General features: G+C 72.9%; 16 protein-coding genes. 7 read left to right on the forward strand and 9 right to left on the reverse strand.

The annotated features are described in order from the left end of the window. Positions 1-223: 223 nt before the first annotated feature. On the reverse strand, positions 224-1225 hold the full coding sequence (locus tag ACQP1P_RS03460) for a GNAT family N-acetyltransferase (protein WP_433083014.1): 1002 nt from the start codon (positions 1223-1225) through the stop codon (positions 224-226). 355 nt (positions 1226-1580) lie between these two features. After that, positions 1581-2597: a lytic transglycosylase domain-containing protein gene (locus ACQP1P_RS03465; protein ID WP_433083016.1), complete on the reverse strand. Its 1017-nt coding sequence runs from the start codon at positions 2595-2597 to the stop codon at positions 1581-1583. A 169-nt stretch (positions 2598-2766) separates the two neighbouring features. Here ACQP1P_RS03465 and ACQP1P_RS03470 point away from each other — a divergent pair, with 169 nt between their 5' ends. Both ACQP1P_RS03470 and ACQP1P_RS03475 read left to right on the forward strand, forming a co-directional pair. After that, a complete protein-coding gene (locus ACQP1P_RS03470) occupies positions 2767-3000 on the forward strand; it encodes an FmdB family zinc ribbon protein (RefSeq protein WP_433083018.1) in 234 nt (77 codons plus the stop codon). Positions 3001-3251: 251 nt separating this feature from the next. Then, positions 3252-5972, forward strand: a complete 2721-nt coding sequence (locus ACQP1P_RS03475; RefSeq protein ID WP_433083020.1) for an adenylate/guanylate cyclase domain-containing protein — start codon at positions 3252-3254, stop codon at positions 5970-5972. Between the two features lie 7 nt (positions 5973-5979). On the opposite strand, the gene ACQP1P_RS03480 is transcribed toward ACQP1P_RS03475, so the two are convergent. Genes ACQP1P_RS03480 through ACQP1P_RS03495 form a run of 4 tightly spaced genes read right to left on the reverse strand, consistent with a single transcriptional unit; the run spans position 5980 to position 8084 of the window. Beyond that, on the reverse strand, positions 5980-6477 hold the full coding sequence (locus ACQP1P_RS03480; protein WP_433083022.1) for a hypothetical protein: 498 nt from the start codon (positions 6475-6477) through the stop codon (positions 5980-5982). Positions 6478-6497: 20 nt separating this feature from the next. Then, positions 6498-7070, reverse strand: coding sequence for a DNA-3-methyladenine glycosylase I (locus tag ACQP1P_RS03485; protein WP_433083024.1), 573 nt, complete (start codon positions 7068-7070; stop codon positions 6498-6500). A gap of 10 nt (positions 7071-7080) precedes the next feature. Continuing rightward, positions 7081-7578, reverse strand: coding sequence for an SRPBCC family protein (locus ACQP1P_RS03490; protein ID WP_433083026.1), 498 nt, complete (start codon positions 7576-7578; stop codon positions 7081-7083). Beyond that, positions 7575-8084: a DivIVA domain-containing protein gene (locus ACQP1P_RS03495; protein WP_433083027.1), complete on the reverse strand. Its 510-nt coding sequence runs from the start codon at positions 8082-8084 to the stop codon at positions 7575-7577. The genes ACQP1P_RS03490 and ACQP1P_RS03495 overlap by 4 nt, the downstream gene beginning before the upstream one ends. 76 nt (positions 8085-8160) lie before the next feature. On the opposite strand from ACQP1P_RS03495, the gene folP reads away from it, so the two are divergent. After that, positions 8161-9021, forward strand: a complete 861-nt coding sequence (gene folP, locus ACQP1P_RS03500) for a dihydropteroate synthase (protein WP_433083029.1) — start codon at positions 8161-8163, stop codon at positions 9019-9021. 9 nt (positions 9022-9030) lie between these two features. On the opposite strand, the gene ACQP1P_RS03505 is transcribed toward folP, so the two are convergent. Then, positions 9031-9420, reverse strand: coding sequence for an NADH-quinone oxidoreductase subunit A (locus ACQP1P_RS03505; protein ID WP_433083031.1), 390 nt, complete (start codon positions 9418-9420; stop codon positions 9031-9033). A gap of 147 nt (positions 9421-9567) precedes the next feature. On the opposite strand from ACQP1P_RS03505, the gene ACQP1P_RS03510 reads away from it, so the two are divergent. The 3 genes from ACQP1P_RS03510 to ACQP1P_RS03520 all read left to right on the forward strand — a co-directional run bounded on the left by ACQP1P_RS03510 (position 9568) and on the right by ACQP1P_RS03520 (position 14048). Next, positions 9568-11007: a hypothetical protein gene (locus ACQP1P_RS03510; RefSeq protein ID WP_433083033.1), complete on the forward strand. Its 1440-nt coding sequence runs from the start codon at positions 9568-9570 to the stop codon at positions 11005-11007. 172 nt (positions 11008-11179) lie between these two features. Next, positions 11180-13027 carry a 2-oxoacid:acceptor oxidoreductase subunit alpha gene (locus ACQP1P_RS03515; protein ID WP_433083035.1) on the forward strand — a complete coding sequence of 616 codons (1848 nt, stop codon included), beginning with the start codon at positions 11180-11182 and terminating at the stop codon, positions 13025-13027. After that, positions 13020-14048: a 2-oxoacid:ferredoxin oxidoreductase subunit beta gene (locus ACQP1P_RS03520; protein ID WP_433083037.1), complete on the forward strand. Its 1029-nt coding sequence runs from the start codon at positions 13020-13022 to the stop codon at positions 14046-14048. The genes ACQP1P_RS03515 and ACQP1P_RS03520 overlap by 8 nt, the downstream gene beginning before the upstream one ends. A gap of 27 nt (positions 14049-14075) precedes the next feature. Here the strand turns inward: ACQP1P_RS03520 and ACQP1P_RS03525 are convergent, their stop codons facing one another. Together ACQP1P_RS03525 and ACQP1P_RS03530 are read right to left on the reverse strand one after the other, a co-directional pair. Next, positions 14076-15539, reverse strand: coding sequence for a leucyl aminopeptidase family protein (locus ACQP1P_RS03525; RefSeq protein ID WP_433083039.1), 1464 nt, complete (start codon positions 15537-15539; stop codon positions 14076-14078). A gap of 112 nt (positions 15540-15651) precedes the next feature. Next, the gene (locus tag ACQP1P_RS03530; protein WP_081971220.1) at positions 15652-15819 is read right to left on the reverse strand and encodes a DUF3117 domain-containing protein; all 168 of its coding nucleotides are present in this window, start codon (positions 15817-15819) and stop codon (positions 15652-15654) included. 221 nt (positions 15820-16040) lie between these two features. On the opposite strand from ACQP1P_RS03530, the gene ACQP1P_RS03535 reads away from it, so the two are divergent. Further along, the gene (locus tag ACQP1P_RS03535; RefSeq protein ID WP_433083041.1) at positions 16041-16844 is read left to right on the forward strand and encodes a PaaX family transcriptional regulator; all 804 of its coding nucleotides are present in this window, start codon (positions 16041-16043) and stop codon (positions 16842-16844) included. Positions 16845-16854: the final 10 nt, after the last annotated feature.

Consider the following 16854-nt stretch of genomic DNA (forward strand, 5'->3'; position numbering starts at 1 on the left):
GGCGGGCGCAACGGCCGATCTTGTGTTTCTGGCGCGGTCCTTGTAGCCAGTCGGTGCGCTCGCTTTGCTGGTTGCTGGTTGCTGGTTGCTGGTTGCTGGTTGCTGGTTGCTGGTTGCTGGCTTGCCAGGTGATGGGGTTGGTCGGCGCGTTGATCGGCTCGCTGGGCACCGTGGGCGGCCGCTGGTTGGGGGCCGGGCCGGGCCGGACCGGGTGGCGGCGGGTTCAGCTCTTGAGCCGGCGCAGCAGGTCGACGACGTCGGCCTCGTACTCGCGCCACTCGCGGTCCGGCCTGAAGCCCAGCTCGGCGTTGACCTGCAGCAGCGGCTCGTTCTCCAGCGCGTTCCACGTCTGCACGTCGAGGAGGTGAGGCTCGGCCGCACGCAGCTCGAACAGCATGCGGGCCTTGATCGCGCGGCTGATGCCGTAGCCGCGGTGGCTCGGGACCTCGATCGTGTCGTACTGGTCCGCGCGCGTCGGGCGCTGGGCCGGCACCACGACCTCGGTCAGGCCCGCGATCGTCTCGGACTGCTCGTGGACGGCCAGCACGATGTACGGCTTGAGCCCCCGCGCGTGCAGCGTGCGCAGGCTCGCGGCGAGCCGTTCGGAGTCGTACGAGCTCGGGCGCAGCGCGAGATCGTCGACGACCGCGGCGCGGGCGGCCTCCTTGGCCGCGGCGTAGCCGGCGTAGAGCTCCGGGGGCGGGCCGCCGGGGTAGTACTCGATGCGGTAGCCGGCGCCGATTCCCGCCGCCATCTCGCCCAGCCGCAGCCAGTCCACGCCGGCCAGGTCGAGCAGGTTGCGCATCTCGATGAAGGCGCACTCGAACCCGTGCGCCTCGAAGAACTTCACGCTCGGGGTGCCGCCGATCACCTCGACGCCGACGGACTCGAAGCCCTCCTCGGCGGCGCGGCGCGCCACGGCGGCCAGCAGCGCGGTGCCGACCCGGCTCCGGCGGGCGCTCGGGGTCACCGACAGCTCGAGCACCCCGATGTCCTCGAGCGCGAGCAGGCTCGCGTGCCCGAGGATCTCCCCGCCGTCGCTCGTGGCCAGCCACGACGTGCGCCGCTCACCCGGCATGGTGACGGCGAGATACTCCCGGAACATGGTCTCGCGCCACGGCGGGTCCTCGGGCACATCGACCGCCACGATCTCGTTCAGCGCCCGCAGGACCGCCTCGAGCTCGGCCGCGGGCGCGGTCCCTGGGTCCCATTCGCGCACCTTCACGCCCTAAGCCTGCCCTTGTTTGTGGCTGAGCGGAAGTACCAGAGCGCAGAGCGTGGCATTGATCTACCTTGAGAGCCGGTTCCGCCAGGTCCCACCGCCCCTGCCGAGGCCGAGACGAGCCCCGAACCGCCCCGCGAGAGCCGTGCTCGCGCACCGGCCGGCGAGGGCCGTGCTCGCGCACCGGCCGGCGAGGGCCGTGCTCGCTTACCGGCCCGCGAAAGCCGTGCTCGCCGCGCGCCCGCCCAGAGAAGCCGAGGCCGTGCGGCCCGCGGGAGGCCGAGCCCCGAGTGCGGACCCGGCCCGGCCCGGCCCGGCCCGGCAGAAGCGAAGACAGGGGGCTGCGAAGGGCGGAAGCCTAGCTCTGCCGGTCCTTGCGCCCGTAGTCGTTGGTGGCGTTGAAGACGGCCGCCCGGTACTCCTCAGGCACGTTGTACGCGTGGATGGCCGCGTTCCACCCCGCCAGCGTGGCCAGGTCCCGCCCGTTGTCGCACAGGAACGCGGCCGCCGTCAGCGCCGCGTCGTCGATGTCGTTGATGTCGATCACCCCGTCGGCGTCGGCGTCGAGGCCGTACTGCTTCCAGGTGGCCGGCAGGAACTGCATCGGCCCGACCGCCCGGTCCCAGGTCCGGTCGGTGTCCAGCGCGCCCTGGTCGGTGTCGGCCACGGACTGCCGCCCGTTCTGCCCGTCCAGCGGCGGCCCGACGATGGGCGGGACGGATCGGCCGTCGTCCTGCAGTACCGAACCGTTGGTCTGGCCGTGGTCCGACTCGATCTTGCCGATGCCCGCGAGGGTGGTCCAGGTCAGGTGGCACTTCGGGGTCGAGCGCGCGGTGACCGCCTCCGCGTAGCCGTAGGCCTGCAGCGCCACGACCGGGATGTTCAGCCGCACCGAGCGGGTGCCCGCCCATGCGCCGTAGACGTCGGCCGGGCGCTGACGGGTGCCGGCCGGGGGGCTGAAGGTGGGTGACGCGGACGGGTTGTCGGGCCGCGGGGCCTCGCCGGTCTCCGGTGCACCCGTCATCGGGGGGACGCCGTTGGTACCGCCCGGAGCCGCCCCCGACGCGGAGGCGTCCACGCGCGGCTTGGCCGCCGCGGGCACCACGTATCGGCCGGCCATCCCGGCCGCCGTGAGCAGCACCAGCAGCAGCACGCCGGGCAGCAGGAACCGGAAGCCGGGCCGGGTCCTCACCCGGTCGAACCACTCGCGCCGGGCCACGGCGCGCGCCGACTTCTCGGGGCGCGCCTCCAGGACGTCCGCCGCCCGCCGCGACTGGAACCAGCTGGGTCGCCGCCCTTCCTCGGCCGCGTGTCTGGGCTGGTGGGGCGGCTTCGGGTCGGTGGACTGGCCCGGCTCCGGCGCAAGGATCTCCACCGGGATCGTCCGCTCGTGCGGGTCCCGGGGGGTCGGGGGCCGGACGGAGGGGGTCGGCGGAGTGTCCATTGTGGTCGGTCGCTGGCCCTCCGGCTTCTCGTCGTCGCTTGCCACGAGGTTGAGTATTCCGAATTCCCGGGCATGTGCCAACGTGGCATAGCCTGTGGGAATGCCACGTTACGAATACCGCTGCCGGGCCTGCGGCGACACCTTCGAGGTGCAACGCCCGATGCGTGAAGCGAATGTGAAGACCGCCTGTCCGGCGGGCCACGACGACACGGTGAAGCTGCTGTCCACGGTGGCCGTCGGCGGGGCCTCAGGCGGGGCTCCGGGCGGGGCCCCGAGCGGGGGCTCCGGCGCGAGGCCGGGCGGCGGTTGCTGCGGTGGCGCCTGCGGTTGCTGAAACATTGTTACGGGTGGGTTTCGTTTTGTACTGCCGAAACGGCTTTGATGTTGTGTCCTCTCGTGCCACAACCGCTGCCGGAGTGTTGTCGTTACGTCACCCGAAACCCACTCAAGCTTTGCCTCCCGGCGTTGCTGACCAGCACGGATCGCCCCGGATGACCAAGCGGGGATCGACCGTTTCTACGATGCGCGCGCCACTTGGTTGGGGAAATATGGGGCACGCCTGAATCAGGAAGGCGGAGGTTTCACGTGTCGGGGCGGACCCACCTGCCCAGCGGGCTGGTGACTTTCCTCTTCACCGACATCGAGGGCTCGACGCGTCTGGCCCAGATGCTCGGTGCAGGATACCGGCCGGTGCTCCACGAGCACCGGGAGGTGATTCGCCGCGCGCTGTCCAAAGCGGACGGTGTGGAGCTGTTCACCGAGGGTGACTCGCTCTTCGTGGCCTTCCCGGACGCCGCCCGCGCCCTCGCCGCCTGCGCCGAGGCCCAGCGCGCGCTCGCCACCCACGACTGGCCGAGCCCCGACGCCCGCCCGAAGGTCCGCATGGGCCTGCACACGGGCTTCGCCGAGCCGTACGGCGGCGAGTACACCTCCCCGGAGGTCCACCGCGCCGCCCGCGTCGCCGCCGCCGCCCACGGCGGGCAGGTCCTGTGCTCGGCCGCGACCGCCGCCCACGTCGGCCTGTCGTCCTCGGCCGCCCCGGTCGACCCGACCGACCCGGGGCTGGAGAACGGCCCGCTCGGCGACGGCGCGTGGCTGCTCGACCTCGGCCTGCACCGGCTGCGCGGCTTCGACGGCTTCGAGCGCATCTTCCAGCTCGTCGCGCCCGGCCTCGACCGGCAGTTCCCGCGCCCGCGCACCATCGACGCGCCCGCGCACAACCTGCCCGTGCAGACCACCCGCTTCATCGGCCGCGCCGCCGAGCGGGCCGCCGTGCGCGACCTCATCCAGCGCCACCGCCTGGTCACCGTCGTCGGGGCCGGCGGCGCGGGCAAGACCCGGGTCGCCGTCGAGGCGGCCGGCGAGATCGTCGAGCGCTTCCGCGACGGCGTCTGGTTCGCCGACCTGAGCGCCGTGGCCACCGCCGACCTCGTCGACGTCAGCGTCGCGGCCGCGCTCGGCCTGCGCCCCGAGCCCGGGCGCGCCGTCGTGCAGACCGTCGCCGACCACGTCCGCGGCCGCCGGCTCCTCGTGCTGCTCGACACCGCCGACGCCCAGCTGTCCGCGGCCCGCCGGCTCGTGGCCCGGCTGCTGTCGGCCGGCCCGGAGATCTCCGTCCTGGTCACCTCCCGCGAGCCGCTCGGCCTCGCCGGCGAGGTCGTCTGGCGCATCCCGCCGCTGTCGGTCGAGGCGGCCAGCGGCGGCGGCTTCAGCGACGCCGTGGCCCTGCTCGTGGACCGCGCGTCCGCGGCGCGCGGCGGCCGGCCCGTCGAGCCCGGCGACATCGCGCACCTCACCCGGGTCGCGAAGTCGCTGGAGGGGTTGCCGCTCGCGCTCGAGCTGGCCGCGGCCCGGCTGCGCCTGCTGTCGGTACCGCAGCTGGCCGACCGCATCGGCGACGTCCTCGGCACCCTCGACGCCGGCTCCCCGGCCGCGTTCGACGAGGCCTCGGACCGGCACCGCACGATGCAGGCCGCGGTCGGGTGGTCCTACCGCACCCTCGACGCGCGCTCGGCCCGGCTCCTGCGCTGGCTCTCGGTCTTCGCGAGCCCGGTGGACCTGCCCGCGATCGAGTGGCTGCACGACGGCGACCCGCTCGACCCGCTGGCCACGCTCGTGGACAAGTCGCTGCTGCAGGCCGAGGCGGGGGCGACCAGCGCGACGTACCGCATGCTCGACCCCATCCGCGCCTTCGCCGCCCGGCTGCTGCTCGAGGCGGGCGAGGAGGAGCCGGCCCGCGAGCGGCACGTCGCCTGGTGCCTGCAGGCGGCCCACGACGCCTACCTGGACCACGAGGGCCGTCCGGTGACGCTGTCGCTCTACACGCTGGACCCGCTCGCCGACGAGCTGCGCGCGGCCCTGCAGTGGGCCGTGACCCGCGGCAGCGCCCGGCAGGGGCTGGCCCTGGCCGGCTCGCTGGACCAGTGGTGGCGCGAGCGCGGCCTGGTCCGCGAGGGCCGGATGTGGCTGTTCCGGCTCTACGAGCGCATCAGCGCCACGGGCGAGCCGGTGCCGGACGCCGAGCTGGCCGCGGCGTATCACATGCACTCCCTGCACGCGGGCGCCGACGGCGAGACGGTCGAGGAGCTGCGGTTCTCGCAGCGGGCCGAGGCCGCCGCCCGCCGGGCCGGCGATCCGGGCCTGATCGCCCGCGTCCTCTCGGCCCGGGGCGCCCCGCTGCTGGAGATGGGGCGCACCGACGAGGCCGAGCGGCTCACCCGCGACGTCATCGCCTGGTCCGACGAGCAGGGCGTGGCCGGCGAGTCGCTGTCGGCGGTGTTCGCCCTCGCGCAGCTGCTGTGGCGCCGCGGTGCCCTGGACGAGGCCGCGGACCTGCTGGCCAGCGCCCGCCCGCTGGAGAACAGCCGCCCGCTGGAGCGCGGCCGCCGCACCGTGGACATGCTGCTGGGCATGGTCGCGCTGGCCCGCGGCGATCTCGTCGCCGCCCACGACCATCTGATCGTGGCGCTGCGCTCGCAGATGACCCACGGCTTCCACCTGCGGGTCTGCGAGACCCTCAACGCGGTGGCGGTGCGCTGTGCCCTGGCCGAGGACCTGCCGACCGCGGCGCGGCTCTTCGGCGCGGCGCAGTCGGCGCGCATCCGGCTGCGCTGCTCGACCGGCGCGTTCGGGGTGTTCTGGACCGAGCAGCAGGCGCAGCTGCGCCGGTCGATGGGCGACGCGGCCTTCGACACCGCCTACGCCGCGGGCGGCGCGCTGAGCCTGGAGGAGTCGGTGGCGCTGGCGCTGACCATAGAGCACCCGGACCTCATGGCCGGCTCGATCCGCTTCTCGACGGTCGAGTAGGGCCGGCTCACTCCTCCTCGGGGTCCTGGTTGGCCTCGGCCCCGAGCACGTAGGCCTGCATGGCGAGCTCGTCCCCGGCGGGCCACACGAACGCGGGCAGCTCGGCGGGGCCGAGCTCGCGCACGTAGCTCCAGAACGCCCGCACGGCCTCACCGGGCGAGGCGGCCTCGATGGGCATGTCGACGCTGACCAGGTAGGTGCGCCGGGGCGCGGGCCGTGGCGGCTCGATCTGCCGGGCGACGGCCAGGAAGTTGGCGTCGTCGAGGCGGCCGGTGCGCGCCGCGAGCCCCCCGGCGGGCAGCGGCGAGTCGAGCAGGTTCACCGTGTATTGCAGCCGCCCGTCCTGGTCGACCCGCCCGAGCCCGAACACGACGGGCTCGTCGCCGCCGGCCACGAGCAGCGCCTCGTCCCCGGGCGCCAGCTCGGGGGCGGTCAGCCCGCCGGCCCCGTACACCCGCTCGTTCGCGTACTGCTCCTCGGAGACGACCACGACCCACTTAGCCATGGCGCCATTGCATCACGCGCTCACGGGAGCTCGACGAAACACCCGGCCACGTGATCGTTGACCATCCCGGTCGCCTGCATCAGCGCATACGCGGTCGTCGGGCCGACGAAACGGAACCCGCGCTTCTTGAGCTCCTTCGCCATCGCCTTCGACTCCGGTGTGACGGCCGGCACCTTCGAGAAGTCCGCGGGCCGCTGCGGCCGCGGATCGGGCGCGAACGACCACAGCAGGGCCGCGAGCCCGCCGGGCAGCTCGGCCGCCGCGCGCGCGTTCGCGATGGCCGCCTCGATCTTGGCCCGGTTGCGCACGATGCCCGCGTCGGCGAGGAGCCGGTCGACGTCGGCCTCCCCGAACGCGGCGACCTTCTCGATCTCGAACCCGGCGAACGCCGCCCGGAACGAGGGCCGCTTGCGCAGGATCGTGATCCAGGACAGCCCGGACTGGAACGCCTCGAGGGACATGCGCTCGAACAGCCCGTCGTCGTCGCGGATCGCCCGGCCCCACTCGGTGTCGTGATAGTCCAGGTAGTCGGGGGTCGAGGCGCCCCAGCCGCAGCGGGCCCGCCCGTCCGCCCCCATCACCACGTCGCCCATGACAGGCAACCTACTCGGGGGGTACGACAAAAAGTCCGGACTCCACCATGCGGGCGAACCGGCGCAGCGCCGCCGTGAGCCCGGCCTTGGAGCCGGGCCAGAGCAGCGGCCACGTGACCTTGCCGGCGTTGCCCGCCGGCAGGTGGAACCACTCGTGCCAGACGACCTGGGTGCGGTCCGCGCCCAGCTGGGTGCAGCGCAGCACGCCGGGGCCCCGCAGGACCCTGCCGTGATGTACGACGCGAAGCTCGAACGGCGGGTCGACCTTCACGACGCGCATGAGGTCGCGCACCGACGCGGGCCCGACCTGCGTCACGGCCTCGATCTGGCTGCCCTCGCCGCCGTCGCCGGAGAGCACCCGGACCGTCGTGAACGGGATCCACTCGCCCTGCCGCGACCAGTCGGTGAGGGCCGCGAAGACCTGGGCGGCGGGGGCGGCGACGATGACCGTCGCCGTCACCTCGCCGGGTCCGGGCCGCTCCGCCTCGGCGTAGTCGTCCGCGGTCACTGCACCACCGGGGAGGAACGGTCCCAGGAGGCGTCGTCGGCGGCGTCAGCGGGGGCGTCCTCGTCGGTGGTCCTGGCCGTGGACTTGCGCGGGCCGCCCTCGATGACGTCGGCGGGAGGCTCGAGCGGGGCCTCGGTGGCGGCGCCCGAGGCCGCGGCCTGGCGGGCGTCGCGCAGCGCGTCGGCGTCCTCCTGGCGGCCCTCGCGGAGCGCCTTGATCTCGGCCTCGAGGACCTGGATCAGCTCCTCCTTGTAGCCGATGTCGTATCCGGCCCGCCGCAGCGCGGTGTCGACCTGGCTCATCCGGTATCCGCGGAGGACCGTGTCGAACCGGAGCTGGTTGACGTCACCCTCGACCAGCGGGCGGGACGACGGCAGGGGTACGGAGCGTCCGTCGGGCTCATGCCCTTCGATTCCCGGGTCGTCACCGGTGATCAACAAGGACACGCCGAACCCGATGGCCCCGACAACCACTGCGGCGATCAACACCAGGAGGAACTCAGCCATAGGGGGAATCGTGGCACGCTGAGTACGCCTGGGCGAGCCCGGCACACCCATCTGTAGGAAACACGGAGGTCATGCGATGTTTCGTCTGGGCGCCCGGCGCTTCGCCGACGGCGACTACGCGGTGATGGCGATCGTCAACCGGACTCCGGACTCCTTCTTCGACCGGGGTGCAACTTTCGCGGAGGACGCGGCGCTGCGTGCCGTGGAGGCCGCGGTCGCCGAGGGGGCGGACATCGTCGACATCGGCGGGGTGAAGGCCGGGCCGGGGCAGACCGTGGACGCCGCCGAGGAGCTGCGCCGCACGCTGCCGACGGTGGAGAAGATCCGCGCGATGTTCCCGGAGGTCGTGATCTCGATCGACACCTGGCGGGCGGAGGTGGCCCGGGAGGTCGTCGCGGCCGGCGCGGACCTGATCAACGACACCTGGGCCGGGGCCGATCCCGCCCTGGCCGAGGTCGCCGCGGAGACCGGGGCGGGGCTGGTGTGCTCCCACGCGGGGGGTCTCACCCCGCGGACCCGTCCGCACCGCACGGCCTTCGCGGATCCGGTGGCGGATGTCGTACGGACGGTGACCGCCCTGGCCGATCGCGCCCTCGCGCTCGGGGTGCGCCGCGACGGCATCCTCATCGACCCGGCCCACGACTTCGGCAAGAACACCCGCCACTCGCTGGCGATCACCAACCGGCTCGGCGAGCTCGTCGCGACGGGCTGGCCGGTGCTCGTCGCGCTGTCGAACAAGGACTTCATCGGCGAGACGCTCGACCTGCCGGTGGGAGAGCGGCTGGAGGGCACCCTGGCGGCGACGGCGGTCTCGGCCTGGCTGGGGGCCCGGGTGTTCCGCGCCCACCAGGTGCGCGAGACGCGCCGGGTGCTCGACACGGTGGCGGCCATCCGGGGCGATCGCCAGCCGTCGGTGGCGCGGCGCGGCCTCGCGTAGGGCCGCGGGTCAGGTCCAGCGCAGGATGTTCTTGCGCCACGCGTAGAGGATGCCGAGGAAGAGCACAGCCACGAAGATCGACATCTCGGCCACGACCGCCCCGCCGTAGCCGGGCGCGGTGTAGATCACCGCCCACGGGAAGAGGAACACGCTCTCCACGGCGAACAGGGCGTACAGATAGGCGTACACGTAGTAGCGGATCTGGGCCTGCGCCCAGTCGCCCCCGACCGGGTCCAACCCGCACTCGTACGTCTCGTACTTCGCGTCCGTAGCGTTCGTCCAGGTGGCCGAACGGCGGGGACCCAGCAGCCGGTTGGCCGTAAACGCGGCGACGAACACCGCGGCTCCGACCAGGAGCAGGAGCCCGAGCGTCGCATATCCGCCCAGATATCCGCTCATGGCACGCACCGTACACGCATCATCACGATCTCCGACATGCCGAAAACGCGAAACAGTCTAGATAATGTGCTTCAGGTTTCTTGCCTCACGGCAACAAGCCAGGCGGATGAACCCCCGCCGGACACGAGATCAGAAGGACACCCCCTCATGGAAGCACCCTCGGGCCGCCGAACCACCCGGCGGCTGCGGGCCGGCTCCTTCGTGCTCCTGGCCGCCGCCTGCGCCCTGCTGTTCGCCGTGCCGGCGCACGCGGAGCCGGGCGACGGCGAGACCAGTACCGCTCCCGTCGAGACCCCCACCACCGACGTCCCGACGCAGGAGCCGACGACCGCCGCGCCCACCGAGGCCCCGGCCACCACCGAGGCCCCGCCGCCGCCCCCGCCGACGACCGCCGCGCCGCCCCCGCCGCCGGCCGTGCACCGGTTCAAGATGACCGTGAGCACGGTGTCGCTCGGCGACGCGTACTGGCAGGGCGACGGCGCCGGCGAGCTGGTCATCGCGGTCAAGAACACCGGCGAGAACGTCGGCAAGGACACCGTCACCGGCTTCTACGCGCTGCCGAGCGGGGCCCAGGCCACCGGCGCGTACGGCACCGGCGGCTGCGCCGTGGCCCCCGCCGCGCTGAGCTTCAGCTGCGCGCTGCCCGAGCAGGGCCTGGGCCAGATCGTGGTGAAGGTGAACGTCGACCAGGGCGCGTGGAAGACCATCGGGCTCGGGCAGGTCACCGCGGCGATCGGGCAGTACCAGCGCAACGTCCCGATCGCGTTCGCGTTCACCACCCCGCCGACGCCCGGCATCGAGCTGAACACCTCGGCCCCGCCGCTGCCGGCCGCCGCCGCCGCGCGGGACGAGTCCCTGCAGCTCGCGGTGCGCCTGCGCAACACCGGTGCGACCAGGGCCGCGGGCGCGGTCGAGATCGTCACGCCACCCGGTGTGGACCTGGTCACGTTCCCGTCCGTGTGCCGCTCGCACAAGCGCGTCGGCCCCGACCGGGACCGGTGTGAGCTCGGTGACATCGCGGCCGGCAAGGAGGTCTCGACCGCCTTCGGGATGACCGTCAGCGCCGCCGCCCGCGCCGAGCTGCCGCTGACCGGGGCGGTGCACGGGTACCTCGTGCCGCCCGGGCAGGACATGATCGAGACCCGCTACGACTTCAAGATCACCGCGCCTCCGCTGGCCGGCGTGGAGGCCCCGCTGCCGACCTCGGCGCCGCCGTCGCCGGTCGCCCAGCGGACCTTCGAGACCGACTTCAGCCTGCGCAAGCAGTCCAACGACGGTGGGACCATGTCCAGCCTGCCGATCGTGGGCGGCATCGTCGGGCTGGTCGCGATCGTCGGCGCGCTGGTGGTCTTCTCCGTGCGCCGCCGCATGCGCGACGACGTCGAGGACGACGCGCTGAGCGCCGACGAGGTCGAGGACGTGGTGCTGGTGCCCGCCCAGAGCGGCGGCCCGACCGGCCCGTCGGCCGCGCTCACCCGCTCGCCGGTCCCCCGCTCGCTGACCCTTCCGCGCCTGCCCAGCGGCCCGGTGGCCGGCTCCGGCTTCCGCGACCGGGAGCAAACCGGGCGGGACGAGGACGGCGACTGAGCGCCCGCACCGGTGGCTTGCACCCCCAGGGCACACCCGCGCCTCCCGCGCAATGACGAAAGTCGCACCTTGGGCGCCGCGGAAGGGATATGCGCCGCAGGCGAGCCGTTCACGCCGACGTACCCTCAGGGGTGTACGAGAACCCATCCGCCGCCACAGGAGGTCAGCTCACGTGACCAAGCAGGTCCGCCAGCTGGATCGAGTGGTCATCAGGTTCGCTGGCGATTCCGGCGACGGCATGCAGCTCACCGGTGACCGCTTCACGTCCGAGACCGCGCAGCTCGGCAACGACATTTCCACGCTGCCCAACTTCCCCGCCGAGATCCGGGCCCCCGCCGGGACCCTGCCGGGCGTGTCGAGCTTCCAGGTGCACTTCGCCGACTTCGACATCCTCACGCCCGGTGACGCGCCGAACGTGCTCGTGGCCATGAACCCGGCGGCCCTGAAGGCGAACCTCGCCGACCTGCCCAAGGGCGCCTCGATCATCGTCAACACCGATGAGTTCACCAACCGCAACCTTGCCAAGGTGGGGTACTCGTCCAACCCGCTCGAGGACGGCACGCTGGAGGGCTGGAACGTCGCCCCGGTCGGCCTGACCTCGATGACGGTGAAGGCGCTGGAGTCGTTCGAGATCTCCAAGAAGGACGCCGAGCGGGCCAAGAACATGTTCGCGCTCGGGCTGCTGTCGTGGATGTACTCGCGCCCGCACGAGTCGACGCTGTCGTTCCTGGAGCGCAAGTTCGCCTCCCGCCCGGAGCTCGTCGCCGCGAACATCGCCGCGTTCAAGGCCGGCTGGAACTTCGGCGAGACGACCGAGAACTTCGCGGTGCGCTACGAGGTGAAGCCGGCGCGCATGGTGCCGGGCAACTACCGCAACATCACCGGCAACGCGGCGCTCGCCCTGGGCGTCGTCGCCGCGGGGGTACGCGCCCAGCTGCCCGTGTTCCTGGGTGCCTACCCGATCACCCCGGCGTCGGACATCCTGCACGAACTCAGCAAGCACAAGAAGTTCGGCGTGACCACCGTGCAGGCCGAGGACGAGATCGCCGCGATCGGCGTGGCCCTGGGCGCCTCCTACGGCGGCGCGCTCGGCGTGACCACGACCTCCGGCCCCGGCGTCGCGCTCAAGGGCGAGACGATCTCGCTCGCGGTCGCGCTGGAGCTGCCGCTGGTGATCATCGACGTGCAGCGGGCCGGGCCCTCCACGGGCCTGCCGACCAAGACCGAGCAGGCCGACCTGAACATGGCCCTGTTCGGCCGGCACGGCGAGGCCCCGGTGGCGGTGCTCGCGCCGCGCTCGCCCGCGGACTGCTTCAGCACCGCGCTCGAGGCGGCTCGCATCGCGCTGACGTACCGCACCCCGGTGATCCTGCTCTCGGACGGGTACATCGCCAACGGCTCCGAACCGTGGCGCCTGCCGGAGGTCGACGAGCTGCCCGACCTGCGGGTGCAGTTCGCCACCGAGCCCAACGGCGAGGACGGCAAGACGTTCCTGCCCTACCTGCGCGACCCGAAGACGCTCGCCCGCCCGTGGGCCGTCCCCGGCACGCCCGGCCTCGAGCACCGCATCGGCGGTCTCGAGAAGGCCGACAAGACCGGCGACATCTCCTACGACCCGGCCAACCACGACTTCATGGTGCGCACCCGCGCGGCCCGCATCGAGGGCATCGACGTGCCCGACGTCGAGGTCGAGGACCCGGACGGCTCGGCCCGCGTGCTGGTGCTCGGGTGGGGCTCCACCTACGGCCCGATCGGCGCCGCCGCCCGTGCGCTGCGCCAGCGGGGCCTGGCCGTGGCCCAGGCGCACCTGCGCCACCTCTCGCCCATGCCGAAGAACCTGGGCGAGGTGCTCAAGTCCTACGACAAGGTCGTCATCCCGGAGATGAACCTCGGCCAGCTCGCCGGCGTGATCCGGTCGCGGTACCTCGTCGACGTCATCGCCTACAACCAGGTCCGCGGCCTGCCGTTCACCGCGGCCGAGCTGGAGGGTGTGCTCGAGGAAGTGGTCAAGAATGCCTGAGCAGTTGAAGCTCACGACGAAGGACTTCAAGTCCGACCAGGAGGTCCGCTGGTGCCCCGGCTGCGGGGACTACGCGATCCTGGCCGCGGTCCAGTCGTTCATGCCCGAGCTCAACATCCCGCGCGAGCGGATCGTGTTCGTCTCCGGCATCGGCTGCTCCTCGCGGTTCCCGTACTACATGAACACGTACGGCATGCACTCGATCCACGGCCGCGCGCCGGCGATCGCGTCCGGGCTGTCCGTGTCGCGGCCGGACCTGTCGGTCTGGGTGGTGACGGGCGACGGTGACGCGCTGTCGATCGGCGGCAACCACCTCATCCACGCGCTGCGCCGCAACGTCAACCTGAAGATCCTGCTGTTCAACAACAAGATCTACGGCCTGACGAAGGGGCAGTACTCGCCCACCTCCGAGGTCGGCAAGATCACCAAGTCGACCCCGGCGGGCTCGGCCGACTCGCCGTTCAACCCGATCTCCCTGGCCCTGGGCGCGGAGGCGAGCTTCGTCGCGCGGACCATCGACTCGGACCGCAAGCACCTGCAGTCGGTGCTGCGCGCCGCGGCCGAGCACCGCGGCTCCGCGTTCGTCGAGATCTACCAGAACTGCAACATCTTCAACGACGGCGCGTTCGACGCCCTCAAGGAGCCCTCGACCCGCGACGACTTCGTCATCCGGCTCGAGCACGGCCGGCCGATCACGTTCGGCAAGGACGGCGAGTGGGCGGTCACCCACCCGCCCGGCGCCTTCGGCCTCTCCGTGGTGCCGACCGCCGAGGTCGGGCCCGAGGAGATCGTGGTGCACGACCAGTCGGTCGCCGACCCCGCCTACGCGTTCGCGCTGTCCCGCCTGCCCGGCCTCGACCTGCGCAACACCCCGATCGGCGTGTTCCGCTCGGTCGACCGGCCGGCCTACGACGACGTCGTGCGCGACCAGCTCGTCGCGGCCAAGGCCAAGGCGAAGGGCACGCCCGACGAGGAGCTCGGCGCGCTGCTCAACAGCGGCGACACCTGGACCATCCTGTAACGCTCGGCACGAAACCGCCGCCGCCGCTCAGGCGGCGGCGGTTTGCTGTTCCAGCCAGCGGGTCAGCGTCCGCACGCCCCAGCCCGTGGCGCCCTTGGTCAGCTCGCCGTCGCCGGAGTCGGCCCAGGCGGGCGAGGACATGTCGAAGTGCGCCCAGCGGTCCCGCAGCGGGCCGGTGAACTCGCGCAGGTAGAGCGCGGCCAGCAGCGACCCGGCGCCGATGTCGGTGGAGTTGATGATGTCGGTGAGGTCGCCGCGGATCTCCTCGGCGTAGTCCTCGCTCAGCGGCATCCGCCACACCGACTCGCCGCACGCCTCGGCCGCGGCCGCGAGGCCGGCGGCGAGGGTGTCGCTGTGGCTGTACATCGCGGCGGTGCGCTTGCCCAGCGCGACCCCCTGCGCACCGGTGAGCGTGGCCAGGTCGATCATCACGTCGGGGCGCAGGCGGCGCACGGCGTAGGCCATGGCGTCGCCGAGCACCAGCCGGCCCTCGGCGTCGGTGTTGAGGATCTCCGACGTGATCCCGCCGTAGTGCGTGACCACGTCGCCGGGGCGCATGCTGTCGGCGCCGAGCGCGTTCTCGGCCAGCGGCGCCAGCGCGGTGATCCGCACCGGCAGCCGCATCGCGGCGGCGGCGAGCGTCGCGCCCACGACCGCGGCCGCGCCGCCCATGTCCTTGCGCATCAGCTTCATCCCGGCCAGCGGCTTGATGCACACGCCGCCGGTGTCGAACGTGATGCCCTTGCCGACCAGCACCACGTGCCGCTTCGCGCCGCGCGGCCGCCACGACACCTCGACCAGGCGCGGGCCGCGCTCGGCCGCGGCCCCCCGCCCCACCGTGAGGATCGCGTTGAAGCCGTGCTCGCGCAGGTAGGCGGGCTCGCGGACCTCGACCGTCACCCCGGGCACCCCGGCGGCGGCCTTGACCACCTGCTTGGCGAACCAGGCCGGCGTCTTGCGGTCGCTGGGCATGTTGGTCAGGTCGCGGGCCAGCGTCGTGGCGGTGACGACGGCCCGGGCCTGCTCCAGCGCGGCGTCGAGCTCGTCACTCGCCGGGAGCGCCACGGTGACGCGGCGCAGCGGGTCGGGCTCGGCGTCGGCGAGGCGGAAGCGGTAGGAGGCGAGCCACAGGCCCTCGGCCAGCGCGCGGATCGCGGCGGGCGGGGTGTCCGCCGGCACCAGAATCCGCAGCGAGGCCTCGGAGCGCGCCTGCTTGGCCAGCGCCGCGCCCGCGGCCCGCCAGCCGGACTCGTCGCCCTCGCCGATGCCGGCGAACAGCAGCGGCGAGGGTTTGCGGCCGGGCCGTGGCAGCTTGTGCACGGTGCCGGCCGACCCGGTGTGCTCGACGTCCCCCAGGAACGCCGTGCACTCGGCCAGGTCGGCCGGGCCGAGGTGCAGCAGGTCGACGGCGGACTCGGGGTCGCTGGACGTCACCACGACGGCCACCGCGCCGGAGGAGCCGCGACCCGTGGCGAACCTGATGTCCAGCAAGGAGACCCTCCATGTTCCGGCGCAGTTCGTGCGCACAGCAACGGGAGCGACCGCACGCCGGCCGCTCCTCCCAACCCAGTCAACCCGAAAGCGGAGCCGTATGCGGGAAGACTCAGCCAGTGGCCGTCTTCAGCGCCTCGCTGAGCTCGTTGGCCTCATCCTTGGTCATCTCGACGACGAGCCGTCCACCACCCTCGAGCGGGACGCGCATGACGATGCCGCGGCCCTCCTTGGTGACCTCCAGCGGACCGTCGCCTGTCCGCGGCTTCATGGCCGCCATGTTGTCTCCCTTCGCTCCCTGATGTCCCAGACACCAGGTGGCACAGCCGTCCCCGCATGCCGGCGCGCCTGTTCACGGAGCCTCGACCGGACCCGCAGGCCCCGTGAGGTACGCACCAACCGATGATTTTCCCTGATGATGGCCCCAAGACCCAAACCGGGGCGCGAACCTTGTGACAACTCCTGGCGGGAAATGCCGGTCAACTGTCACAATAAGCGGCCATGCAGGCCCGGTCCGCCCTCTTTGACCTCTACGGCGACCATCTGCGCCCGCGTGGCGGGCGGGCCGCCGTCGCCGCTCTCGTGCGCCTGCTCGCTCCCCTCGGCATCGCCGCGCCGGCCGTCCGTACCGCGGTGTCGCGGATGGTCAGGCAGGGCTGGCTGCAACCCCTACGGTTGCCGACCGGCCCCGGCTACGGCATCACCCCCAAGGCGGCACGCCGCCTCGACGCCGCCGGTGCCCGCATCTACCGCACCCAGCGACCCGGCGGCCCCGGGAGCGCGTGGACCGGCAGGTTCGATCTCATCACGCTGGAACCGCCCGCGCACCGAGGCGCGCGGGCGAGACTGGTGGCGAACCTCGGATTCCTCGGCTACGGCTCGGTCGACGGCTCTACCTGGATCGCCCCGCGCCCGGGGGAGGGCGTCGACGCGCTGCTCACGGAGGCCGGTGTGCGCTACGACCGCTTTACGGCGGAGCATTGCGGCGGTACCGATGGAGCGATGCATCTCGTCGCCAGAGCCTGGGACCTCGACGCGATCGCCGCGGCCTACGGCGAGTTCGTCGAGCGCCTCACGCCGCTGGTGCAGTCCGTCGGCCCGGCCACCCCCGACGAGCAGGCCTACGCGGTCCGGTTCACGCTGGTCCACGCCTGGCGCGGGTTCCTCTTCCGCGACCCCCAGCTGCCGCCGCAGCTGCTGCCCGAGCGCTGGGCCGGCACCGCGGCGGCGGCCTTCTTCGACCACCACGCCCTGCGTCTGCGCCCCGCCGCCGACCGGTTCGTGGACGCCTGCCTGACCCTCTGACCCCTTGGAG

The sequence above is a fragment of the Dactylosporangium sp. CA-052675 genome (genome assembly GCF_050947935.1).
Classification (GTDB): Bacteria; Actinomycetota; Actinomycetes; order Mycobacteriales; family Micromonosporaceae; genus Dactylosporangium.